23 protein-coding genes are annotated in these 23,972 nt (G+C 58.4%); 7 read left to right on the top strand and 16 right to left on the bottom strand.

Features of this window, described 5'->3' with window-relative positions; all coding sequences use genetic code 11:
* Window positions 1–40: 40 nt before the first annotated feature.
* Window positions 41–517, top strand: a complete 477-nt coding sequence (locus ACPV0M_RS00215) for a cation:proton antiporter regulatory subunit (RefSeq protein ID WP_425621008.1) — start codon at window positions 41–43, stop codon at window positions 515–517.
* 106 nt (window positions 518–623) lie between these two features.
* Window positions 624–2,273: a cation:proton antiporter gene (locus ACPV0M_RS00210; RefSeq protein ID WP_425621007.1), complete on the top strand. Its 1,650-nt coding sequence runs from the start codon at window positions 624–626 to the stop codon at window positions 2,271–2,273.
* A gap of 139 nt (window positions 2,274–2,412) precedes the next feature.
* Here the strand turns inward: ACPV0M_RS00210 and yedF are convergent, their stop codons facing one another.
* The 8 genes from yedF to ACPV0M_RS00170 form a co-directional block, all read right to left on the bottom strand.
* Complete coding sequence (gene yedF, locus ACPV0M_RS00205; RefSeq protein WP_425621006.1) at window positions 2,413–3,030, bottom strand: sulfurtransferase-like selenium metabolism protein YedF; 618 nt, start codon at window positions 3,028–3,030, stop codon at window positions 2,413–2,415.
* A 192-nt stretch (window positions 3,031–3,222) separates the two neighbouring features.
* Window positions 3,223–5,457, bottom strand: coding sequence for a heavy metal translocating P-type ATPase (locus tag ACPV0M_RS00200; RefSeq protein WP_425621005.1), 2,235 nt, complete (start codon window positions 5,455–5,457; stop codon window positions 3,223–3,225).
* 31 nt (window positions 5,458–5,488) lie between these two features.
* Window positions 5,489–5,839: an ArsR/SmtB family transcription factor gene (locus ACPV0M_RS00195; RefSeq protein WP_425621004.1), complete on the bottom strand. Its 351-nt coding sequence runs from the start codon at window positions 5,837–5,839 to the stop codon at window positions 5,489–5,491.
* 537 nt (window positions 5,840–6,376) lie between these two features.
* A complete protein-coding gene (locus ACPV0M_RS00190) occupies window positions 6,377–7,174 on the bottom strand; it encodes an ABC transporter permease (protein ID WP_425621003.1) in 798 nt (265 codons plus the stop codon).
* Window positions 7,171–7,818: an ABC transporter ATP-binding protein gene (locus tag ACPV0M_RS00185; protein WP_425621002.1), complete on the bottom strand. Its 648-nt coding sequence runs from the start codon at window positions 7,816–7,818 to the stop codon at window positions 7,171–7,173. The genes ACPV0M_RS00190 and ACPV0M_RS00185 overlap by 4 nt, the downstream gene beginning before the upstream one ends.
* Window positions 7,819–7,877: 59 nt before the next feature.
* Window positions 7,878–8,552, bottom strand: a complete 675-nt coding sequence (locus tag ACPV0M_RS00180; RefSeq protein WP_425621001.1) for a hypothetical protein — start codon at window positions 8,550–8,552, stop codon at window positions 7,878–7,880.
* A gap of 42 nt (window positions 8,553–8,594) precedes the next feature.
* Window positions 8,595–8,915, bottom strand: a complete 321-nt coding sequence (locus ACPV0M_RS00175; RefSeq protein ID WP_425621000.1) for an ArsR/SmtB family transcription factor — start codon at window positions 8,913–8,915, stop codon at window positions 8,595–8,597.
* Between the two features lie 48 nt (window positions 8,916–8,963).
* Window positions 8,964–9,437 carry a deoxycytidylate deaminase gene (locus ACPV0M_RS00170; RefSeq protein ID WP_425620999.1) on the bottom strand — a complete coding sequence of 158 codons (474 nt, stop codon included), beginning with the start codon at window positions 9,435–9,437 and terminating at the stop codon, window positions 8,964–8,966.
* A 263-nt stretch (window positions 9,438–9,700) separates the two neighbouring features.
* On the opposite strand from ACPV0M_RS00170, the gene corA reads away from it, so the two are divergent.
* Both corA and ACPV0M_RS00160 read left to right on the top strand, forming a co-directional pair.
* Entirely contained in the window at window positions 9,701–10,765 is a 1,065-nt protein-coding gene (gene corA, locus ACPV0M_RS00165) for a magnesium/cobalt transporter CorA (RefSeq protein WP_425620998.1), read from the top strand.
* Between the two features lie 61 nt (window positions 10,766–10,826).
* The gene (locus ACPV0M_RS00160; RefSeq protein WP_425620997.1) at window positions 10,827–11,570 is read left to right on the top strand and encodes a DUF169 domain-containing protein; all 744 of its coding nucleotides are present in this window, start codon (window positions 10,827–10,829) and stop codon (window positions 11,568–11,570) included.
* Window positions 11,571–11,646: 76 nt separating this feature from the next.
* Here the strand turns inward: ACPV0M_RS00160 and ACPV0M_RS00155 are convergent, their stop codons facing one another.
* The 8 genes from ACPV0M_RS00155 to ACPV0M_RS00120 form a co-directional block, all read right to left on the bottom strand.
* Window positions 11,647–12,666: a hypothetical protein gene (locus ACPV0M_RS00155; RefSeq protein ID WP_425620996.1), complete on the bottom strand. Its 1,020-nt coding sequence runs from the start codon at window positions 12,664–12,666 to the stop codon at window positions 11,647–11,649.
* The gene (locus ACPV0M_RS00150) at window positions 12,650–14,860 is read right to left on the bottom strand and encodes a DUF1156 domain-containing protein (protein ID WP_425620995.1); all 2,211 of its coding nucleotides are present in this window, start codon (window positions 14,858–14,860) and stop codon (window positions 12,650–12,652) included. Before ACPV0M_RS00150 ends, ACPV0M_RS00155 begins: the two co-directional genes overlap by 17 nt.
* A gap of 3 nt (window positions 14,861–14,863) precedes the next feature.
* Entirely contained in the window at window positions 14,864–15,796 is a 933-nt protein-coding gene (locus ACPV0M_RS00145; RefSeq protein ID WP_425620994.1) for an ABC transporter permease, read from the bottom strand.
* Window positions 15,793–16,887, bottom strand: a complete 1,095-nt coding sequence (locus tag ACPV0M_RS00140) for an ABC transporter permease (RefSeq protein ID WP_425620993.1) — start codon at window positions 16,885–16,887, stop codon at window positions 15,793–15,795. Before ACPV0M_RS00140 ends, ACPV0M_RS00145 begins: the two co-directional genes overlap by 4 nt.
* The gene (locus ACPV0M_RS00135; RefSeq protein ID WP_425620992.1) at window positions 16,884–18,404 is read right to left on the bottom strand and encodes an ABC transporter ATP-binding protein; all 1,521 of its coding nucleotides are present in this window, start codon (window positions 18,402–18,404) and stop codon (window positions 16,884–16,886) included. The genes ACPV0M_RS00140 and ACPV0M_RS00135 overlap by 4 nt, the downstream gene beginning before the upstream one ends.
* A gap of 123 nt (window positions 18,405–18,527) precedes the next feature.
* Window positions 18,528–19,634, bottom strand: coding sequence for a BMP family ABC transporter substrate-binding protein (locus tag ACPV0M_RS00130; protein WP_425620991.1), 1,107 nt, complete (start codon window positions 19,632–19,634; stop codon window positions 18,528–18,530).
* Window positions 19,635–19,883: 249 nt separating this feature from the next.
* Complete coding sequence (locus ACPV0M_RS00125) at window positions 19,884–21,089, bottom strand: helix-turn-helix transcriptional regulator (protein WP_425620990.1); 1,206 nt, start codon at window positions 21,087–21,089, stop codon at window positions 19,884–19,886.
* 14 nt (window positions 21,090–21,103) lie between these two features.
* On the bottom strand, window positions 21,104–21,289 hold the full coding sequence (locus tag ACPV0M_RS00120; RefSeq protein ID WP_425620989.1) for a PAS domain S-box protein: 186 nt from the start codon (window positions 21,287–21,289) through the stop codon (window positions 21,104–21,106).
* A 408-nt stretch (window positions 21,290–21,697) separates the two neighbouring features.
* Here ACPV0M_RS00120 and ACPV0M_RS00115 point away from each other — a divergent pair, with 408 nt between their 5' ends.
* The 3 genes from ACPV0M_RS00115 (at window position 21,698) to ACPV0M_RS00105 (ending at window position 23,847) form a co-directional block, all read left to right on the top strand.
* Window positions 21,698–21,880 (top strand): hypothetical protein, encoded by a 183-nt coding sequence (locus tag ACPV0M_RS00115; protein WP_425620988.1) that lies wholly within the window; start codon window positions 21,698–21,700, stop codon window positions 21,878–21,880.
* A gap of 17 nt (window positions 21,881–21,897) precedes the next feature.
* Window positions 21,898–22,275: a hypothetical protein gene (locus ACPV0M_RS00110; protein ID WP_425620987.1), complete on the top strand. Its 378-nt coding sequence runs from the start codon at window positions 21,898–21,900 to the stop codon at window positions 22,273–22,275.
* 225 nt (window positions 22,276–22,500) lie between these two features.
* Window positions 22,501–23,847: an FAD-dependent oxidoreductase gene (locus ACPV0M_RS00105; RefSeq protein WP_425620986.1), complete on the top strand. Its 1,347-nt coding sequence runs from the start codon at window positions 22,501–22,503 to the stop codon at window positions 23,845–23,847.
* Window positions 23,848–23,972: the final 125 nt, after the last annotated feature.

Below are 23,972 nucleotides of genomic sequence, written 5' to 3'. Positions count from 1 at the left end.
CGAAGGATATCCCCTAGGGCCAGTATTGGAGGTGACGCCGGTGGCCCATCTTCAAGAAGCCGACCTGCCCGGGCTGGGCAAGAAATTCAGCCTGCGCACGTACAGCAAGGAAAGGCTGAGCATCGTCGTCCATCACGACGGCAAGCGCGAAGTCTATATCATGGATAAGGACGATGAGCCGATCGCCAGCGTGGTGCTGCAGGACGACGAAGCCCGGCAGGTGGGGGCGATTCTCTCCGGGGCCATCTTCCGCCCCAAGGCCGTCGAGGACCTGGAGGTAGCCATCGAAGGGCTGCGCATCGAATGGTTCAAGATCGAGGAAGGCTCTCCCGTCATCGGCAAAACCATCGCCGAACTGGCCATCCGTCAGCGTACGGGGGTTTCGGTGATCGCCGTCATCCGTGGTGAAAACAGTATTGCCAATCCCGGTCCAGACTGCCGGTTCGAGCTCGGCGACACCGCTGTTGTGCTGGGCAAAAGATTCGGGGAGTTCCGTAAACTCCTACAGGGCTCTTAAAACTTAACCCAGGCTAAGAGAATTCGGAGAGAAATTCCGGAGGAATTTCATCGAGTCGGACTTCCGACCTCAGGCCTCCGACTTCTTTATTGGGAGCTGGTAGCTATTGCACGAACACAGCCTTATTCTTGAACTCGGACTCGTCTTTTTCTTCGGATTTCTAGGTGCCTACCTAGCCCACAAGATCGGCCAATCCGTTATTGTGGGCTACATCGTTTTGGGAACCCTTATCGGGCCCAACGTTCTCGGCCTGGTTAAGGAAGTCGATCTGATCCATACCCTGGCCGAACTCGGCGTGGTCTTTTTGATGTTCTTCCTGGGCCTTGAGTTTTCCATCTCCCGCTTTTCGCAGATTAAGAACTCCGCGCTGATCGTGGGCTCTACGAAAATCCTGGCCCAGATGGGTGCGGGGCTGCTTATCGGGCTTATGCTGGGCTGGAGCGACATCGACCGCCTGTTCCTGGCGGCCATCGTCGCCATCAGCTCGAGCGGCGTCACCGCCAAGCTCCTTTTCGACCTTAAAAGGACGGCCACACGCGACGCCGAGGTCCTAATGGGCGTCATGGTCTTCGAGGACTTCGTGGCCATTATCACCCTGGGCATCCTGACCGGCATCGCCGTAACGGGGATGGTGCAGGTCGGCGCGGCGGGCATGGTCGCCACCAAGGCGATCCTGTTCTACGCCGCCTTCATCATTGTTGTCGCGAAGGGTTTCCCGTATATTGCGGGATGGCTGGAACAACTGGATTCCGATGAACTGTTCGTCGCCGTCATCGCCGGAGCGGTGCTCCTGGCCGCAGCCGGGGCCGTCGAACTGGGCCTGCCTTCGGCCGCCGGCGCCTTTGTACTGGGCATGATCATCAACAGCAAGGATTTGGAAGAGCGCATCCACCGCAAGATAGCACCCTTTAAAGACGGTTTCCTGGTCGTTTTCTTCCTGGCCTTCGGCATGCTGATCAACCCGACGCTCATTCCCAAGGTGGCCTGGCTGCTGGGCATAGTCCTGGCGGTGTCCATCTTCATCGAACTTACGGTGAGCACCTCGGTGGCTTTCCTCGGAGGCCTTCCCCCGCTGGCCGCCGTAGCCGTCGGGACGGGCCTGGTTTCACGGGGCGAGTATGCCATGATCTACGCCACCGTGGGCAACCAGACCGGGGCTATTTCCCCGGAGCTTTACCAGTTAACGGGCGTGTACGTTTTCGCCATGACGCTGGCGGCGCCCCTGCTGATGCGGAACACCAAGAAGATCAAGAAACTGTACTCTTTCTTCATCCCCAACCCTTTAAAGTGCGGACTGCTCGTTTTTTCGCGTTCCATGGCCCCCTTGATGTTTCCGGACTATTACAACATCAAGGTCTACCCCAAGCGGTGGCTTTTCGCGGCGGTCTTTGTCGGCTACCTGCTCGTCGTGATCCGGGCCTTCGGCATCACCGACCTGAACGTGCTTGTTCCGCTGACCGCAGCGGGCTTCATCCTGGTGTGGGCGGTGAGATTCATGCTTCAAAAAGGATTCCTGTTCGTCAATCAGGAAACAACCGAGCACCTGGAAGGCCTATCCTGCAGTCCTTCCACCGCCTGCTGTTTTACCCTGAAAACACTGACCGTGCTCTTCAGCACGGCCCTTCTGATCTCCGTCTTCTGGGGTTTTAACATTCTCTTTAGCGTCGTCACCCTGCTGCTCTTCGTGGGCTTTTTGCTCGCGGAAAGCCTGCGCCTGAACCGCAAGCAAGGCCCGCCGGTCGATGTCAGCTCTTAGATGTTAGGTATCGGGCTGTCGGAAATCAGCTGTCAGTACACAAGTTCAACCCACGGTTTCCAACTGCCAACAGCTAACGGCCAACAGCGGCCGCTTAGCGACCTTTGGCTCAGCGCTCAATGCTTGGCGCTCAGGCAACTTATGCCAGGGTGATGGGCGGGCTGGCCTTCACAAGCGTTTCCTGAACTTCGAGCATGTTCGTGATACGGCCGGCGGCGAGCCTGTCCTTAACACCGTAGTAATCGAGGCAGGTGCCGCAGACAAGGATGGCCGTTCCCTTTACCTCCAACGCCCGGACCTGTTCCAGGACGGGCGAGCCCTCGACACACAGATACACGCCGGAATTCAAAAAAATGAGGGCGTCCGGTACGGTGTCAATACTGTTCAGCGAGACAAAGGCGCTCTTCATCAGCACCTGCCCGAGGTCCTGGGAACCTTGCCCCAGGACGTTGCTCGTCACCAGGTAAACCGGGCGTCTCCCTTCCCCTTGTCCAGCCGCCGGTCTCGCGGACCGGGGTCTGTCCGCCGGAACCGTGCCCGGCTTCCTGAGCGTGAGGTAGTATACACCGTTTTCGTCTTTTGCTTCGACTTCCCAACCCGCATTTTGCGCAAAACGCGTCACGTTTTCCCGGGCGGCGGCATTATCCACAATCGTCACCAGGTGCTCTACACCCGGTTCGCTGAGGGCTTCCTTTGTAGCCAGTACAGGCTGGGGACAGGCCAGGCCCCGGCAGTCCAATGTCTTACTTCTACCCATCTAAGACCGACCTCCTTATGAACGAAGCGAAACTCATCTATTTTTATACCCTATACCCTACACCTTACACCGTAGAGTCTGCGGCAAATACTTTGCCGCAGACTCTATTACATCCTTCAATATAACTCATTACTTTCTGTAATCATTTCTGATTTAGTCTCCCTTGATGCAAAAGTCATCTGCGGCGTACCTTTAGAAATACGGCTTTATTTTGAGCCAGAACAAGCTGCCGAAACCCTGCCCCCCTCTGGCCTGAGAAGCCGTCGAAGTGCGCAGCAGGCGCATGCCGTTCGCCACGACCAACACCGCCGCACCGGTGTCAGCCATCACGGCGAGCCACAGGGTCAGCCACCCCTGGAAGATCAGGGCGACGGCGGCGAGCTTGATGACCAGCGCGATGGTGATGTTCTGCGCCACAATGTTCCGCGTTCCCCGGCTGAGACGGATGACGAAAGGTATTTTGGCCGGGTCGTCGCCCATCAGGGCGATATCCGCCGTTTCGAGGGCGGCATCGGTACCGGCGCCCATCGCTACGCCGACGGTGGCCGCGGCAAGAGCCGGCGCGTCATTGATCCCGTCGCCGACCATCACCACCCGGTTTCCGGCTTTTTCCAACTCCCTCACGGCCTCAAGTTTATCCTCGGGCAACAGCCCGTACCGGCAGTCTTCAATCCCGAGGCGCCCGGCGACGGTCCGAGCCGTTCCCTCGTTGTCCCCGGTCAGCATCACGGTCCTAACGCCCAGGTCGCCGAGCTTGCTTACGGTGGCGGGGGCCGTGTCCCGCAGTTGATCGGCTACGGCAACAAGTCCCCAAATATCCCCCTCGCAGGCGACGAGCACGGGCGTCTTCCCCTCCGCCTCCAGGCGCGTGATTACGGCCTGCACCTCTTCGAGAAGGGCCCCGCCCCTTTCAGTGTAGAGACGCGGATTGCCCACAATGATGTTCTGAGCACCGACCCTGGCCGACGCGCCCAACCCCGGGAAGGCTTTAAAGTCGGAGCCGGGGAGAAAAGCGAGCTTTTCGGCGCGGGCACGCCGCCGGACGGCCCTGGCGACGGGGTGCTCAGAACGGGCCTCGACCGAAGCGGCGACAGCCAGGACTTCTTCTTCCCGGCGGTTTCCAAAAGGAATGATGTCGGTGACCTCGGGCCGGCCTCGTGTAAGTGTACCGGTCTTGTCAAAGGCCACTATACGGGCTTTCCCCACTGCTTCCAGAAAAACGCCGCCCTTGATCAAGACCCCGTTTCTCGCCGCGCTGGCGACCGCCGCGGCGACCGAAACAGGGGTGGAAAGGACAAGCGCGCACGGGCACGCGATCAACAGCAGGGCGAGGCCCCTGTAAAACCACTCGGCCCACGACAGCCCCAGGACTACCGGGGGCCCCACCATGACCAGTACGGCAGCCGCCATTACGAAGGGCGTATAGTAACGCGCAAAACGGTTGATAAACCTCTCGATACGGGCTTTCCGGGCGCCGGCCTCTTCGACCAGCCGGACGATACGCGCGAGCGCGGTGTCACCGGCACGGCGTTCGACCCGGACCTCCAGTGCCCCTTCGCCGTTCACCGTGCCGGCGAAAACGGCGTCTCCCGGTCCCTTGTGCACGGGCATCGATTCGCCCGTGATCGGCGCCTGGTTAACAAAACTCCGGCCGGCCGTAACCGTCCCGTCGATGGGGACGCGCGCGCCGGGCCTGACCACGATGGTTTCTCCGACCTCCACCTCGGAGGCCGGGACCTGCCTTTCACGCCCCCCGCGTACCACGAGCGCGGTGTCGGGAGCCAGGGACATCAGCGAATGGATCGCCCGGCGCGCCCTCCCGACGGTGAATCCCTCGAGGGCCTCGCCGACGGCGAAGAGGAAAACGACCGTCGCTCCCTCGGCCCACTCCCCGATGACTGCCGCGCCGATGGCGGCCACCACCATGAGCACGTTCATATCGACGCCCATCCGTAAACGGATGGACTGCCAGCCCGCACGGGCCGGGCCGATGCCGCCCGCGATCATCGCCAGGGTGAATAAAGCCGTAGCAGCCCGACCGTACGAAAAGAGGTGCAAAAGAATGATGCCTGCCAGGAGGGCGGCTCCCGATAGGATCATGGTCCAGTGTTGCCTCCACCAGATGCTTTTGCCGCCGGCAGCCCAGGCGGCAGGACGGCTGGCGTCGCCGGCGGCGGCCGGCCCGTCTTCTTCCCGGATGACGGGATGACCCAGACCCGCCAAACCTTCAGTAATCAAGTCCAGGCGTGCGACCCGAGGATCATAATCGATGCGCACCTTGTCGCTGCCGGGAATAAACGCCGCCCGCCTGACTCCGTCCTGGCGGCCGACGTATTGTTCGACCTTGGCCGCGCAGGCAGTACAGTCCATCCCGGCAACCCGGATTTCGGTACGGGCGGTATTGAGGTTGCTTTCAGCCACGCTCACAGGATTTCCCCTTTCGTGTTTGGCCATTTCACTATTCACGGCTGGTGTGCGCTGCGTGCTGGAAGCCCTCCCTAATCAACCCCAGGACGTGTTTATCGTCGAGTTTGTAGAGGATGTGCTTCCCTTTCCGGCGGGAAGAGATCAGGCGGGCCTCCCGCAGCACGCGCAGGTGATGAGACGTATTCGAGATCGTACAGCCGAGCGCACGGGTGATATCGCAGACGCAGGTCTCCCCGTCGGTAAGAATGTACAGGATGCGCAGCCGCGTCTCGTCGGCCAGGACGGCGAACAACTCCTTGACCGGCTTCACGTCCGGTATCGCGTAAGCCATCTCGAGCGTCTTTCGGTCAGCACGAACCGCCCGGCTCTCCTGATAGGGCACGAAGCTTCAACTCCATAATATTTTAATGTTTATTGAAATGTTAACCGAAAAGACCGGACGGTGTCAATTCACCATACGACTCCGGGAATGATGTGGTGAAGGCCGTTGGCTGTTGGACTGACTTAAGACATAAGACTTGAGACATAGGAATTTGGCAGCGGTAGTCAGACGGTAAGTTGGGAGTCGGGGAGTCATAAGTCGGCTGTTACAGTTGGCTGTTGATCTTGGGAGCTAGTATTGGTAGTGGTCGTTGGATACAGCGGAAGGGACAAAAGAAAGGGGGTTGCGAACGGGGCTAGTCGAATGAGCTCCCCGATGTATTTTCGCACCTGCAGTGCCGCATGAGGTAGTTAAGAATGTCTTCCCTGCCGATCCCCGTGTCCTTGATAAGCTGGCCCAGTTTCTGAACCTCACTGGCACTTAAGGTAAACTTTTTTTGGTAGAAATGCAATGTAAACTGATTTAAGTGACTCGATTTGACCCTTATACCTCGCCTTCTCAGGAGTAAAAGGGCTACCTTGAGGTCAAGCAGCTTCTTCACCCCCGCTCGTACGCTTCCTGTCGCAGGGCCCCGTCGCTGTCGAACATCTTCCTGTATGAGAGTCCAACCAGGATCAGACAGCCGATGGCCGCTGCCGCAGCAATCATCAGCATCACCACGATCTGGTACCGTACCGCCTCCTGAGGGTCGGCGCCGGCAAGGATCTGCCCCGTCATCATCCCGGGCAGGCTTACCAGGCCCACAACCATCAGCGAGTTGATGGTGGGAGTCATACCGGCCCTGATGGCTTCCCGTACCGAGTCGCGTACGGCCTCCCAGGGAGTGGCTCCGAATGAGAGCAGTGTTTCGACCTCGCCCAGACGTCCCCTGACCTCGGCATACAAACGATCCAGGGAAAGGGCGATCCCGTTCATCGAGTTGCCGAGGATCATCCCGAAGATGGGGATGATGATCTGAGCGGAGTACCAGGGTTCGGGCGCGATAATCAGCTGCGTAACGATCGTCCCGACCAGATAGGTGCTGGCCAGCAGGGCGACAAAGGCCAGGCCGGCCGGATACCTGGGAACGTTGGGCGTCCTCCTGACGGCGACCCTGGAGGCGATATAGACCATAAGGGTCACCAGGGCCAGGATCAGGTAGAGGTTGTTCAAGGCAAAGACGTAGGTCAGAACATAACCGACGAGGGTAAGTTGCACAAAGGTGCGAACCGTGCCCCAGACCAGCGGGCGCAGCAGGCCCAGGCGAAAGACAGCCGACACCGTCCCGGCGATGACCACCAGGATGACGCTGAGGGCCAACTGCCAGTCTGAAATGGGCACTACGCCGCCCGTCATACTTCTACTCCTCCCACGCCTAAATTCAGGATATGCGTGTCTTTGAGCAGGCTGTAATCTTCGCCGTGGCTGACCATAACCAGTGCCCGCTTCCCTTTTGCCAGCCAACCTTGCATAAAGGCATAAAAAGCGGACCGCGACTCCCTGTCAAGACCGGCTGTGGGCTCGTCCAGCAGCAGCACCTGCGGACCGACAAGCACAGCCCTTAAAACCGCCACCCGGGCCGTTTCCCCACCGGAGAGCCGCCCGGCATCTTGCTTCAGGATCGTCCTGGGCAGCATCAGCCTGTCCAGGCCCTCTTCAATTAAAGTCATATTTAGTTCCGCGCGGCGGCGCACGGCGCCAAGTTCAAAGGGGCGTACCAGGTTGTCCAGGACCGAACCGCTAAACATCGCCGGCTTTTGCGCAACATAAACGAGACGCACCCGCCACTCCGGCCCGGGATAGCGAAGCCAGTCCTGTCCCTCAAGCCGGACCGTCCCGGAAACCGCCGGATGCAAGCGGGCGAGAACGCGCAGGAAAGTGCTCTTTCCCGAACCCGAAGGGCCCCGGACGATCAAAGCCTGCCTGTCCTCAATGCTTCCCGACAGGCTGATGACGGGAGTCGCCGCGCCGGCCCTGAAAATTAAATCCTTAAACTCCAAAATACCGGCCATGCTGTCAGTATAACACTAACCGGCACCAGGCTGTAAGCATAAGAATTCTAAAGGCGGGCGGCCAGTTCCAGGATGTATTTCCGCAACGCCTCCACCAGGGACTTGAATTCCTCCGGGTGGTTCTCCGGGTCCCGGTAACGCTTGTTGATCTCCAGTTGTAAAGCGGGAACGCCCAGTTCCTGGCTGACGAAGCGGGTTACCGTGGCCTGTCCGCAGGCGGAGAAGGTGTCCTCGATGTGCACGTCGCCGATGCCCTCATCCGCCAGGGCGTCCTGGAGCAGGCTCAGAAAGTGCGGCTTGTCGAGGAAGCTTTTCCCTTTGCAGGTCCCGATGTCGATGGCGAAGTCGCGCCAGAGGGAGGCGCCGTGAAGGTCCAGCACCAGCTTGATGTTGCTTTTGATCACCAGCTCGCCCAGGCCGGCTTTATAGGGACAGTCGTCGTAGAAGTTGGCGTCCAGGTCGGAAGATGCGGCGTAGATGGCATGGCAGCTGGTCAGTTCGTGAAGGAGCCGGACCAGGGTACCCGTGTACTCGTCCTCTTCCTTCGGGACGGTGTTCGACCGCCGCGTGTGTTTGACGGAATGAGGGGCCGAAACCAGGACCGGTACTTTGCCGGTAAGGGTCACGTACGATTTCTCGCCCGGCAGGCCCTGGTAGTCGTTGACCCCGAACAACTCCTCTTCCATTTTGACGGCCTTCTCCAGGCTCCAACCTCTAGCCATCTTATCACCTCAATCCAGCATTGAGCGCTGAGCATTGAGCACTCAGTGCCCAGTGCCCAATGCTTCCTGGATTTCTTTCGTCTGCTTGTTCAGGACCACCCGGAGCAGATCCAATACCTCAAAAACCTGGGGATGGCGAACCCAGTACATCATCTTGAGCCCGTCCTTGCGCGATCCCAGGATACCAAGCTTCTTGAGGACGGCAAGGTGCTGGGACACGTTGGACTGTTCCAAGGCCAGTTCCTCCATGAGTTCACAAACGCAACGCTCCCCGCCCCGGAGCATTTCCACGATCTTCACCCGGGTCGGATGCGCCAGACCTTTAAGGATAGCGGCCTGCATCTCGGCCAATACCGGCTGCACGCTATCAACCCCGAACATTATCATATGCTTATATAAATGCTAGCAACTTTATGCATCCCCTGTCAACGTTCCCCCGCTCCCCGGGAAGGGCCGGCAGACCACCCGGGCTTCCTCGAGCACGTCCCGGCTGAACTGATCCGGGTACCCCTCGGCATAAACCACCTCGCGCACCCCCAGTTGAACCAGCAGCTTCGCGCAGGTAAAGCAGGGGAAATGGGTGACGTAGATCGTGGAGTTGACGCCGCTCAAGCCCGTGATGGCCAACTGGAGAACCACGTTTTGCTCGGCGTGCAGGGCCCGGCAGATTTCCTGGCGTTCCCCGGGGGGGACGTTCAACTGCGCGCGCAGGCAGCCGCCGCGCTCCGCGCAGTGCAGCAGGCTGGACGGGGGACCGTTATACCCGCTGGCGATGGCGCGCTTGTCACGCACCAGAACGGCTCCCACCTGCCGGCGCAAACAGGTCGAACGGCGGGCCATCAGGCGCGCCTGCTCCATAAAGATCTCATCCCAGGTAGGGCGCAAAACGATCACTCTCCTCATCCAGGCAGGTTCGACGAAAGCCAAAGCCGTTCCTGCCAAACGGACATTAATGCGCCTTCGGCATTGAGCACTAAACATTAAGCGTTTATTGCCCACCCCAATGCCTATTGCCTAAGCTTACAGCCCAATGGGAGGCTTTTGGCAGATTTGCGCGAACCTCTTTAGGAAAGGCTTGTAAGCGGACAGATTAAGCAAAGACCCTTGCCCTAAGGTAAAGGACGGCGCAAAGGAGAAACGCGAGGCGAATGAAAGTGTCGACCATCTTCAAGAGGGCCTCCCAAAAGGCCGGCCTGTCCCCCGGAACACTGATCCCGGTAGGAACGCGGACAGATGGAAAAGTCAAGATTTCCCTGTGGGAATACAACGAAGACCATTACCAGGAAAAAGTGCTCGAGACCGTCAAGGAATATCTCCCGTCGAAGGACCCCGCCACGGTTACATGGATCAACGTTGAAGGACTCGATGACACGGCGACCATCGAAACGCTGGGAAACCGCTTCAGCTTGCACCCTCTTGTCCTGGAGGACATCCTGCACATCGGGCAGCGCCCTAAGATTGAAGATTACGAAGACTACGTCTACCTCGTCTTCAAAATGCTGCAGCGCGAGGGCAAAGCAATTTTGATTGACCAGGTGAGCATTATCCTCGGTCCGAACTACGTACTGTCCTTCCTGGAACAGGAAAGCGCAGTCTTTGATCCGGTTAAGGAACGGATCAGGAACGCCAAGGGCCGCCTGAGGAAATCGGGTGCCGACTACTTGGCCTACGCGCTTATCGACGCTATCGTCGACGACTACTTTGGCCTGGTCGAACAGATCGGCGATCATATTGAGTCGGTAGAAGAAGAGCTGGTAGCCCGTCCGCTCCCGAACAGCGTACATGGAATCCACATCCTTAAGAGACAGTTGATGGTCCTGCGCAATGCCGTCTGGCCTTTGCGCGAGGTAGTGGGCGGCCTTCAGCGGGGAGATTCGCCGCTTTTTAAAGAGACCACCCTCATCTACCTCAGGGACGTTTACGACCACACCATACAGATCATCGACACCACCGAAACCTACCGGGAAATGGTCTCCGAAATGCTCGACCTCTACCTGTCGAGTTTGAGCAACAGGCTGAACGAAGTAATCAAGGTCCTGACCATCATCTCGACCATCTTCATCCCCCTCACCTTCATCGTCGGCGTGTACGGGATGAACTTCAGGTACATGCCCGAACTCGAATGGAGGTGGGGATATCCGGTTACCTGGCTCGTGATGATCGGTATCGGGGTGGGGATGCTGGGGTACTTCCGCAAACGCAGGTGGATCTAACACGTTGTGCGTCGTTCGTCGTACGTGGCCGGAATAACCAGAAGGACGGGGAGGGGTTAGTATGAGCCTAATTGCCAAAGAACTGAAGCTTCGTTATGCGCCCGTGGCCATCATTTTTACAGATGAAAAACCGGAAGGCGCTCTGCAGTTTAAAGAAGAGCGGTGGGGATGCGTGATGGCCCTGTTCACGGCCGCGGCCAAAGGCCAAACAGCCGTCTTCGACCGCCAGACGTTCGGCTGCCGCGGTGGGGGCGTGGGTCTGGGTTTCGGAAACCAGTACGAAGTCTTTCCCGGGGGTATCGAATACTTCCTGTCCACCGGGCGGGGAGAAGGATACCGGGAAGGCGAAGCTTACAAGAAAACGCCCGAGCTAGCCAGGAGTTTCGTCGAACAGCTGCCCATCACCGATATCCCTTATACCTACGTTGTCTTTACGCCGCTGGAAAAGGTCGATTTACAAAAGGGAACCCCACAACTGGTCTGCTTTTACGCGAATCCGGACCAACTATCGGCGCTGGTGGTGCTTGCCAACTACGACCGCCCCGGCAATGACAGCGTGATCATTCCCTTTGGCGCGGGCTGCCATACCGTTTGCCTGATCCCTTGCCAGGAAGCCCGGCGGGAACGGCCCCGAGCGGTAGTGGGCATCACCGACATCAGCGCGCGGCCGATGGTCGACCCGGACATTCTCTCCTTCACCGTCCCTTACAAGATGTTCCTGGAGATGGAGGCCAATGTGCCGGGGAGTTTCCTTGAAAAGCATGCATGGGAGAGAGTAAAGAAGCGTATACCCGACCCTCAATAGTACGCACCCCTGTGCCGTTCCGCTCCAAGTCGGGATAGTTAAGACTCGTTAATCAACACCGCCGTTTTGACTGCCTCTATCTTGTTCTAAATGCTCTCAGCCGTGTGTATTCCACAAGATGATCCAATGATTTTGACGTAAATACCTTCCCTCGGGTAGCCAGTAGCAGTTTCTTCATATCTTCGCGACGGACACCAAACCCGCGTCCGCCAATACAGGCAACTACTTCAAAATGAGGCAACTCTCCTGTTCCGCTCAGAAGGGCAAGGCGTTGAATGCGGGTCACCTTATCCCTGGCCGTGCCGTCATCTTCAGTGATCTTAGCTTCAATAACAACCTGTGGGTTAAATTCGCTGGGAACGATAAAATCTGGCGCCTGGTCAAATCCCGGAATCCGTTCCGCTCTTTTTGTTTTCCTGTAACTTACACCCGTCCTGGTCAACACCTCCTCTATGGCCGATTCCAGACTGTCGCCGACCAACTCGGACACAGAATCCCTGTGACCGGCAAATGGCCGTCCCAGAAACCGCTCATATAACAGCATGGCATAGGGCACTCCCATCACCGACATCGCCCTAATCGTAGAGGGACCACCGCGAGTATCAGCCTTATCCAGCCGGTGAATTTTATCTTGACCAACTGCAGGGACCGGCGAATTAAGCAACTGACAGGCAGTTTCCACCAGTGCCCTCACCCTTTTCTTTGTGACTTCACCAGAGCCTAAAGGCTTCAATGGCGACATGCGAATATTTCGATCCAGGGTGCGAACAAAACCCTGAGTAACTTCAACACCCGTCCGTTGAGTTGTTACATAAGCCCACTCAGGTGGCGTGAAACCAAGCATAGTCCGGAGGACAATAATGATCATTGGGTTCCGACAAGCTGCCTCCGTTATGGGTTTGGGATCGATATTCCGGAATCCACCCGTCGACTGTTTTAGTGCCTCATATCCACTTTCAAAGACAGGGTAATCAACAAATCCATCCCCTCTGGGCAAGACAAGAAACTCTGATTCAAGGCAGGAAAAAACGGCGGATATATAAATATCCGGGTTCGCTTCTACTTCAGAAAAAGGAACTTCAAAAGGATATTTCATCCTCTTCTCCCCCGTAGTATCTTTGTTCTTCGCGGGCCAGGCAGGTCCGGCAGAAGGGAATATCTGTCATGTCACCCGCCAGATGTTTTTCAATACCAGACCAACCACCAAGTGTATCTATAGTTAGAGCAACTTGTTTTAGTTTTTCTGAAGCGGACCTTTCAACATCCCAGATCTTTCTCAAGTGCCATATGGCCAGGCGGACGAGATGCCCGTACGCAACACAACGTATGTCTCCACGCGTTAGCTTGACATTTCCGGCCCGTAATAGTCTTAAATCTTCGCGCACCAGCCCGGCTATTTCTTCAGGTGTGAACACGATTGTGCGACGCGGAACAGAACCGGTTGAACGGCAGACAAAAACTGTGTCAATTACAGATGATCCGGTCCCGTTTATATGAATGGAAGCGCCCATTTCAGCCGGACAGGGAATAGAAGCAGAACAGGTCAATCCCGCATCAAGAACGGCAACCGCGACAGGTAAATATGCTTCTATCGAATTATGGTGATAAGTGAAGACCAGTGGCGCTCCCGGTTTTAATGCGCATGCCATTTTTTTAAAGACCGAAGCTAATCCTTCTGTAAAATGGGTAAGGCCCCGCTCCATCGTAACATTGCCGGTCAGTTCGTTTTCGTCCCTGGTAGAACACTTATTGAAAACCCCGCCGGCGTCCTGGGCCAACCGGCGCAGCCAAACGTAGCAGAAATCCATCAACTCCGCATACTGTACATTGGCATAATAAGGTGGATCGGTCAAAACCGCATCAAGGGACGCTGGGGGCAAGTCAGAAAAAGTAGAACTGCAGCAGTAAAGCCCAACCTTCCGCTTCTCAGGGAAAGCTGATGTAAAACGATGCTCGCCAATCCATTCTCCCTTTATTGGCAGCTGAACTTTGCGGCTGCCTTGATGCCGGATTTCGAATGGATTTTCACAATAGGCCTTGGCACGTTCGTACTTTGAAATAATGTTGGACCAGCCGCCACTTCCCACATTTAACCCCTTGTACCCATCAGCTATGCCCAGCAGGTTGGACTCACATTGTATCAGGCCGACGGGAAAGCCATGCACCGAGAATATATCCAGCGACTTCAAGGCCGTTGTGTCGTAACGGCAAAGCATGTTCTGGTAGCGAAGAAGGTCGGATAAGTTTGTTGCCAACGCATTGCGAATTCTAGCGTCTGGATACCCGGCAATAGCCCGGCAGCTTAATTCCAAACCCAATAACTGACGGTCGTTAAACATTTCTCGGTAGCGCCGGTAACCCCAGCGGTGAAGCCGGTCGGTTTCGTCACCGGGGGGAATTTCGTCGTCTGGAACATAGATCGGACTTAACTGGGCCGATGCAACAGAGGCTTCCTTGTATTTCGCCAAATCCTCCTCAGCGGGTTTTTTGAAAAACCGGCCCCGATGATTAGGCTTACAGGCTGGACAGTAATATTCTATAGCCACCATGCGGTGCCGGGGTGCGCCCTTTGACGGATCGGGATAAGTGTTAACCCTACCGCAATGAGGACACTGGCATTGATTGCGGCTCGCCGGCCCGTTTGTTTTTAAAAGCACACCGCAGGTATGACAAATCCCCGGATTCTTTTTGTTTTCTACTTCATTCAAATAGCCACATGCGGAGCAAATAAGGACATTCTTCGGATGGCGCCGGTTTGCGGCAAGTAAGTAGCCGGGAAATAAATCGAAAGTCTCTCTGCATCCACTGCACTTAAGCGTTTTGACCCAAATAAAATACTTAACGTGGGCATCCGGAGAACCACACTTCATACAGATGGTTTTATAAAAGGCACCGATTTTCTTCTCCAACCAACTCAGGAGATCGGCTGCCGCTTCACGGTAGGCCTTTAGATCAATACTTTCGATCTCCTGGCGCACGATCCAATAAGCCATTGGATTAATGTCGTAGCCGACGATATCACACCCCAGGCGGTTAGCCTCGATGAGCGGCGTTCCGCCGCCCATAAATGGATCGGCTACTTTGATCCCCTTCAGATTGTGGGCTTTATAGAAGTTATCTCTTAAACTACCCTTTATGAACTCAGACAGCAAAAGCCCCCGGAATAACGTACCGGGGCGTCGCGCAAACCATTTATGTACAGCGATAATCGGACGGTAGTTCTGCTGGATTTGCTTTTCACGAAGGGCCAGATCAGCAATAAAGGGAATATCAAAATTTCTCTCAATCATTGCTCAGCGTTCCTCCCGGTCGTAGGGCAGGCCGAGGGCGCCCGGCGCGCCGATGCGCGTCAGGGCGTTCCTCTTGCTGACCAAAACCAGCACGAAGACGGTGGCCAGGTAGGGGAGCATCTTCAGGAAGTACGGCGAAACGGCTATATCCAGGACCTGCAACCGAAAACCGAGGGCTTCGATGCCGCCGAAGATATAGGAGCCCACGAGGGCGTAGATCGGGTTCCAGGTGGCGAAAATAACCAGCGCCACGGCAATCCACCCGCGGCCTGCAGTCATGCCTTCCATCCACGTCGGCACGTAGGCCAGGGAGATGTACGCTCCCGCCAGCCCGGCCAGCATCCCGCCGGCAATCACGTATAAGTACCGCGTGGCGAAAACGTTGACGCCCATGGAGTCGGCGGCGGCCGGATTCTCGCCGACGGCACGCAGGTTCAGCCCGGCCCGGGTCCGGTAGATCAGGAGCCAGAGCAGGGGCACCAGCAGGTAGCTGAGCAGGACCAGGGCGTCCTGGCGAAAGAGCACCGGACCCAGCAGGGGCAGGTCCGAGAGGACGGGGAGGTGTACCGGCTTGAAGGCCGCGGGCAGGGGGTTGCCGACCATGACTTTCCCGATATACCCGCTCAAGCCCGTTCCGAAGAGGGTCAGCGCCAGGCCGCTCACCACCTGGTTGGCCCGGAGAGTTACCGACAGGAAGGCGTGGATGGAAGCCATCGCTCCGCCCGCCGCCACGGCCGTCACGACCCCGGCCCAGGGGTTCCCGGTGGCGAAGGCCACCATGAAGCCGCTGATCGCGCCGACGAGCATCATGCCCTCAACGCCCAGGTTCAGGACACCCGACCTTTCAGCCAGGATTTCACCGAGAGCCGCAAAGAGCAGCGGCGTGCCGGCAGTGACCGCCGTGGCCAGCAAGGCAATCAGAAAGTCGTAAGTCACGCCGCTTCAACCCCCTGTTTTTGCCGTTCCGGGCGCCGGATACGGTACTTCAAGAGGATTTCGCCGCCGAGCACAAAGAAAAGCAGCGCACCGGTCAGCATATTAACCATGGTGCTCGGGATACCACTGGTCTGCACGGCATAACCGCCAACCTGCAAAGCCCCCAGGAAAAAAGCCACGGGCAAAATGGCCAGGGGATTCAATTTGGCAAGCCAGGCGACGATAATCGCCGTGTAACCGTATCCCGGGCTGAAGCCGGGCTGAAGGCGGTGGACAATGCCCGAGACCTCCACCATCCCGGCCAGGCCACAAATCGCCCCGCTGATGAAAAGCACCAGGAGGATGTTCCGCCGGACGTTGATCCCGGCATAACGGGCCGTACTCTCACTCTCGCCGATCACGCGTATCTCAAAACCCCAGCGGGTCCTGTAGATCAGGTAGTAGAAGACCACGGCCAGGAGCACCGCCGCCAGCAGGCCGGCGTGGATGCGCGAGTCGCCCAGGGTCGGAAGCCACGCCCCTTCGGTAAATTGGGCGGTAAGAGGGAAGTTGAACCCCTGCGGGTCGCGCCAGGGCCCGTAAACAAAGTAGTCCACCCACAGGATGGCCACGTAGTTCAGCATCAAGGTCGTGATAATCTCGTTTGTCTTCCAGAGCGCCCTGGGCACGGCGGGAACAAGCGCCCACAACCCCCCGCAGGCCAGCCCGGCCAGGCACATCCCCGGGAGCAGGAGCCAGGCGGGCTGTCCCGCAAAAGTCAAGGCCACCCACGTCGCCCCCCACGCGCCCATGTAAAGCTGTCCCTCACCGCCGATATTCCACAGCTGCATCCGGAAGGCCAGGGCCAGCCCCAGGCCGGCCAGGGCCAGGGGAATCGCCTTGACGACCGTCTCGGAAAGGCCGTAATGCGAGCCGAAGACACCCTGCCACATGCGGGAGTACAACTCGACGGGGTCGCGGCCCGTCAGGTAGAAAAAGACGGCGCCGGTCAGGAGGGCCAGCAGCAGCGAAGCGGCGGGCACAAGCGCAACCATCCATGGCGACGGCATTAGTTTTTTTTCAACTATAAAGCCGAAGTAAGTCCGGGTCATACGGCCTTCGCCTCCCCGCCGGCACCCATCATCAACAGGCCCACCTGTTCCCGCGTGGCCGTTTCGGTCCTGAGAGGCTCACCCATCACCCCGCCCCCGCTCAGGACAATAATGCGGTCACTTAGAGCAAAGATTTCGTCAAGGTCCTCGGAAATAAGCAGGATGGCCGTACCCCGCCGGCGTTCCTGCAGCAGGAACCTGCTGACGGCTTCGGCAGCCGCGATGTCCAATCCGCGCGCCGGGTAGGCGGCTACAATCAAACGCGGCTCGGCCGAAAGCTCCCTGGCCAGGAGCAGCTTCTGGAGATTGCCGCCTGACAGGAGCTTGACCGGGGCACGCAAGCCCGCCAGGCGGACGTCAAAGGCTTGAACCAGCTTCTGGGTGCGGGAACGGGCTGCCTTGTAATCAATCAGCCCGGCCCTACCCTTAGCCTTCCGGTAATCTTTCAGTAAAATGTTGTCAATGGCGTTCATCCCGGGAGCAAGACCGGTACCCAGGCGGTCCTCGGGAATGTGACTGATGCCCCGGTCGATAAGCGCCTGCGGCCCGAGATGGGTCACATCCTGCCCTTCGAGAAAGATCCTGCCGCGCTGCACGGGCCTCAGCCCCGTGATGACCTCGGCCAGTTCGCGCTGTCCGTTCCCCGCGACCCCGGCCACGCCTAGAATCTCCCCGGAACGGATGGCGAGGCTTACCCCCTCAAGCCCCCAGCGCCCAACGTCGTTCAGGGCGTAGACATCCCGCATCTCCAGGACAGTACGCCCTTCGGCGGATCCCTGCCGGCGACTTTCCTGGGCGACCTCGCGCCCGACCATGGCGGTAGCCAGCTCCCGCTCGCTGAAGCTTCCCCGGGTCATGGCCGCCACCGCGCGCCCGCCTCTGAGGACGGTGACACGGTCGGCTACGGCCATGACCTCGGAAAGCTTATGGGTGATCATCACCACCCCGCGCCCGTCGTCAGCCATCCGGCGCAGGTTGGCAAAAAGCTCTGCGGATTCCTGCGGGGTCAAGACCGCCGTCGGCTCGTCCAGGATCAGCAGCTGGCAGCCGCGGTAGAGCATCTTGACGATCTCCACCCGCTGGCGTTCCCCTACGGAGAGCTGCCACACATAGGCCCCGGGGTTGATAGCCAGACCGAACCGCGCCGAGAGCTCGGTCAGCTCACGCTCCTTCGCCGCCGGACGCAGCACAAAGGAGATGTTCCGGTCTCCCAGGATAATGTTCTCGGCCACCGTGAAGGTTTCGACCAGTTTGAAATGCTGGTGCACCATACCGATGCCGGCCCGGATGGCGTCACGGGGCGAGCGGAAACTCACCGGGCGGCCCTTGTAAATGATCTGGCCATCGTCAGGGCGGTACAAACCCGCGAGGACGCTCATCAGCGTGCTCTTGCCGGAGCCGTTTTCGCCAAGAAGGGCGTGGATCTCCCCCGGCCGGACGTTGAAGTCCACGCGGTCATTGGCGAGAACCCTGGGAAAACGCTTGGTGACGCCCTTCATCTCTACCAGGTATTCCAACTTATGCCCCCGCCCTCTAAATAGCATTGAGCATTAGGCGCTGAGAAGGTGAGAAATCGAGGAAGGAATTCGCAGGGCGAATTCCTTCCTACGTCTCACTTCCGACTTCCCACGTCTCACCTCTTACTTGACAACCTCCACGTTGTCAACAAACCATTCCATCGACAGCATGTCGGCGTCGGACATCCTCTGCCCCTCGGGAACCTTCAGTTCGCCCTTGTTGTCCTTGATCGGGCCGGTGAAGACGTCCCACTCGCCGCTTATGATCCTGGCCTTTTCGGCCTCGACAAGCTGTTTCATCTCGTCGGTCACCTTATCGCTGTACGGAGCAAGGTCAACAATGCCTTCCGACATCGGGACCCACCACTGTTTATTTGTCCAGGTTCCCTCCTTGACCTGCTTAACAATGTCGACGTAGAACGGGCCCCAGTTCCAGACGGCCGAAGTCAGGACGGCCTTGGGAGCCAGCTTGCTCATATCGCTGTTGTAGCCGATGGAAAGCTTGCCGGCAGCCTCAGCGGCCTGCTGCGGGCCGGGGGTGTCCTGGTGCTGGGCGATAACGTCGGCGCCGGCGTCAAGGAGGGCTTGAGCGGCCTGCTTTTCACGAGCCGGGTCGAACCAGGTGTTTGTCCAAACCACGCGGACCTTGGCATCGGGGTTGGCCTTCTTAACACCAAGGGCAAAAGCGTCGATGCCACGGATGACTTCCGGAATCGGGAAGGCCGCCACATAACCGATCAGGTTGGACTTGGTGGCCTTGCCCGCGATCAGTCCGGTAAGGTAGCGGGCCTGGTACATGCGCCCGAAGTAGGTGCCCACGTTGGGGGCCGTCTTATAGCCGGAGCAGTGCATGAAAACGACGTCGGGGTACTTGGCGGCCACGTTGATGGTGGGATCCATGAAGCCGAAGCTGGTGGTGAAGATGACCTTGCAGCCTTCCTCCGCCAGCTGGGTGATGACGCGCTCGGCGTCGGCGTCAGTCACGTTCTCGACAACCTTGGTCTCGATGTCAGGCATCTCGGCAACAAGCTGCTGGCGTCCCTTTTCGTGGGCAAAGGTCCAGCCGGCGTCACCGGGGGTGCCGATGTACACGAAGCCGACCTTCATTTTCTCCGCGCCGGCCTGCGGAGCGGGTTCCTGAGCCTTCTTCTGTCCACAGCCGGCAACGACAAGGCCAGCGATCAGCAGTACGGCCACAACAAGCATTAATTTGGAAAACTTTCGCAACATCCACGCCTCCCGTCAACATAATTACTAAACTAATAATTACTAAACTATGAGAATAAAAGGCTTCCTGGTTTGGCTACGGTTTCGACAGTCAAGTCTTTGCAGTCTCCTAGACCGAGAAGCACCCCCCCCTGCCGTCCGCAAATCGGGCTCGCCCATCACAACTTAAAGACAATTCCCCATCGCATTTTAAATTCCTGCCGAAAAATCGACACAATAGTCCCGCAAGCAGGAGAGGTTGGGCGGCCAGCGTCAAATGTTGTACATTTTGGCCACGGTAAGCACCGTCTCTTTTAATTCGTCCCTAAGCCACCGCGGTTCCAGCACTTCCACCTCAGGACCCCACTGCAGGAGCCAGCCTTTCAGTTCGTTCTTGCCGGATGAACGGTAGGCCACGACAACCGAACCGTCAGGCAATTCTTCCTCGATGCACTGGGACGGGTGATAAACGATCCTCCTCACTCTATGCGCCACCACGGGCGAGAAGCGCAGCCGGACGTCAAAAGGCTCGCCGTCGTTAATGACACCCCATGAATCCCCGAGAAAGGCTCGCAGGTTAAAATCGGGCGAGTAGCTAAAACCCTCGCCGAGCACAAAGACATTCTTGATCTGGTCCACGCGGAAGGTCCTGGTGCGCCCCGATTCCTGGCAGAACCCGGCGAGATACCAGTTGTGGCGTTTGCATACCAGACCGTAGGGTTCCACGATACGGTCGGACCACGCGTTGCGGTAAGCAACGTAGTATCTTATTTTGATACGCCGTTCCTCGGTTAAGGCTTGCAACAACCTGGTAAAGACGCCGCCCACTTCGGCGGGATCAGCCAGCCCTTCGTCAACGATATGCACTCGCTGCTGCAGCTTTTCAAAAGGGAAGGCCTCGACAGGATACCGATTCTTAAAAAGATGCGTCACCAGCAGCCTCTTAAGCCCCTCGGTCTGCCCGGCAAGGGGCGAACCCTGCTGCTGCAGCAGTGTCAGGTAAATGATGAGCGCCCTGTCGGGAGAAAGAGGGGGCAGGTAGCAGCGTTTTAAACGGTACAGCGTCTGGGTCTTGCCCCGCCGTTCCAGTTCGATGCCGACCTGCTCCTCGATAGCCTTGAGGTCCCGGTAGACCTGCCGTTCACTGACTTCGCAGGCCTCCGCCAGGTCTTTGACCGTCAGCCCGCCCGTGGGCGTGGCCTCGTTGAGGAGTTCGATGATCTTGTTGATGCGCAGGGAACGGGTGAGGTCAACCTGCGGGGCGGCAAGCTCCCGGACCCGAGCCAGGGTCAGAGGGCCGTCCCAGCCGCTGACCCGGAAGTGCCGGCCGTCAAAAACGCGTTCATCGCCGGCCAGCTCATTGAGCAACGTATAGAGGTCGCCGGGCTCGATATCCAGCCGGTCGGTCAGTTCATCCACACCGATGCCGGGACGTTCCGACACTATGGCAATCAGTTCCTGCGCCTTGTTTCTTTTCATTCGCAACCCCCTTTTTAAACAGCCAGGCGGGCAGCTATCTGCCCCGCCGGGCCTAAGTCGTCGAGGCGCAGGGAAAGCAGCTCCTCGCGGGAATAGCCGTAGGCTTCCACCGCCTTGCTGTTGGCCTGGACGATCCGTCCACCGGCCGCGGCAACCAGTAGAATATCCGGGCTCTGTTCGAAGAAAATCCGGTGGAGCAAGCGTGAACCCCCGATCCTGATGCTTGCGGCTGCGTCGAGAAGCGTAACGATAGCAAGGATTGCTGGAGAATTTGGGATGCAGAGATTGATGGTTTTAACCGGTCATTTCGACACGAAGCCGCGGTTTCCTATCTAGGGTGTAAGGCTCGAAGGCATTCCCGTGCGGGAACGCCAATTTAAATAATCTGGGGATTGAGCGGTAGTTGGCAGTTAGCAGTAGCCAATCCAAGGAAGGATGTGCCATGCCCGTTCGCGAATGTATTAAATGTATTAAGAACCTTAGAGGAACAGCAAGAGCACGACCGTGAGGAGGGGATCGGCTTGACCGATACGGAAGTCCCAAGGGGGGTCTTTATCTAGCGCGACAAGGAGACGTACGCCATCGTCCCGCACATCGGCACGGCGGGAATGGTCGACGCGGCGGTTTTAAGAAAACTGGCCGACACGGTGGAAAAATTCGAAATCCCGATCATCAAGCTGATCGGCGCCCAGCGCTTTGCCCTGGTGGGCATCAAGCCCGACGCGGTCGAGGCCGTCTGGGCCGAACTGGGCATGGAACCGGCGCCGGCCGTGGGGCCGTCCATTACGTAACGGCCTGTCCCGGCAACGTGGTCTGCAAGTTCGGACAGCAGAACGCCCTGGCCCTGGCCGAGGTCCTGGACAAGGGTTTCCTGGGAGCCGGGAACCTGCCGGCCAAATTTAAGATCGGCATTTCGGGGTGCCCGTTATGCTGTTGTGAATCCTGGCTGCGCGATTTCGGCGCCTTCGGCAAGTTGAAGGGCTGGACGGTGATCGTCGGCGGAAGAGCCGGCGCGCGCCCGCGGATCGGCGACAAGATTGCCGAGAACGTGCCTTCCGAGGATATTCCGGGGCTCCTGGAGAAAACCCTGCAGGCCCACCGCGAGCTTGGGAAAAAGGGCGAGCGCCTGGGGACGACCATCGAACGGGTGGGCTTGGAGGCCCTCCGGGCCGCCGCGGGCATATGACAAGATCTTGGATTTTAGATCTTAGCCGTTGGCTGTTGGGTCCGGTTATTGCGCCGGAACTTCCCAAAACCCTTTAATTTCACCCCGGCTATGCTATATAATTATGGTATACAATGTCCCGGGGGTATTTGATAGGGCCAAAAGCCCTCATCATTTTGCCGGGGATTGTGAATGCAGGCACAAACTCTAACAATTATGCAACGAATTACCTAAGGGGTGAAAAACATGGCAAACGCTTATGACATCGTCGTCGTCGGCGGCGGCACGGCGGGAGTTACGGCGGCGACCACCGCCCGCCGGCACTACCCCGACAAGAAGGTGCTGGTCATCCGCCACGAGGAGAAAACCTTGATTCCCTGCGGCATTCCCTACATGTTCGGCACGCTGAAGGCGGACCCGCTGAAAAACGTCAACCCGGACTACGTCCTGGAAAAGCGGGGGATCGAACTGCGGGTCGGAGAAGTGACCGGCCTCGACAGGAACACTAAAAAGATCTCCCTGGCCTCGGGAGGAAGCATCGGCTACGACAAGCTCGTCCTGGCCACCGGCTCTCACCCCGTTTCGCCGCCCATTCCCGGGAGGGACAAAGAGAACGTCTTCTGGATCACGAAATCTCTCCCCCACCTCCAGAAGATCTTCACGGCGCTGGACGCCGCCGCCAAGGTGGTCATCGTCGGGGGCGGGTTCGTCGGCGTCGAAGTGGCTGAAGAGATAAAAAAACATCGCGGGCTCGACGTAACCATCGTGGAGATATTGCCCTGCTGCCTCTACAGTTCCTTTGACGAGGAGATTTGCGTCGAAGCGGAGCACGAACTGGAGGTTCTCGGCGTCAAGATCTTGACTAACCAGAAGGTCAAAGAGCTGACGGGAGACACCCGGGTGCAGGGCGTCGTCCTGGCCGACGGGACCGAACTGCCGGCCGACGTGGTTATCCTGAGTACCGGGGTGCGCCCGATCACCTCCCTGGCCAGCGAAGCCGGCCTGACGCTGGGGCCCTTGGGCGGCATCATGGTCGACCGGACCATGGCCACCTCCGACCCCAATATCTTCGCCTGCGGCGACTGTACCGAAAAGTTCTCCTTCTTCGCGGGGAATCCGGTGCGCATCCAGCTCGCTTCCGTCGCCTCGATGGAGGCGCGGGTGGCCGGAGCCAACCTTTACGTCCGGCGGCGCACCAACCCCGGCACGGTAGGCGTGTTTTCCACCTTTATCGGCACCAAGGCTTTCGGCTGCGCGGGCCTGACCGAGCGCGCGGCGGAAGAAAAAGGTTACGAGGTGCTGATCGGGGAAGCTTCGGCGCCGAATCAGCATCCCAGCGCCCTACCCGGCACGCAGGACACCAGGGTAAAGCTGGTCTTCGACCGCTACTCGGGAGTTTTGCTGGGAGGCCAGGTCGTGGGAAGCAAGAGCGTCGGCGACCTGGTCAACCTGCTGAGCGCCTGCCTGCTGCACCGGATGACGGCGACCCAGATGGCCGGTTTCCAGATGGGCACCCACCCGATGCTCACCCCATCACCCGCGGCCTACCCGCTGGTCGTGGCCGCCGAGGCCGCCGCCACCGAACGGCTGTAGGCAAGCCATTGGCGGCACTTTGCAGACCGCGCTGGAACCCTGAAAACCGGCTGCTGAAATGTGTCGACCCCCAAATGTGAGCAAATGTGAGGGTCAGACCCTCACATTTGGACCCTCACATTTGG

Origin of the sequence: Desulfosceptrum tomskiensis (genome assembly GCF_049818055.1) — a bacterium.
Lineage (GTDB): Bacteria > Bacillota > Desulfotomaculia > Desulfotomaculales > JASEER01 > JBFLVT01.
This window is presented reverse-complemented; position numbering and strand designations above follow the sequence as displayed.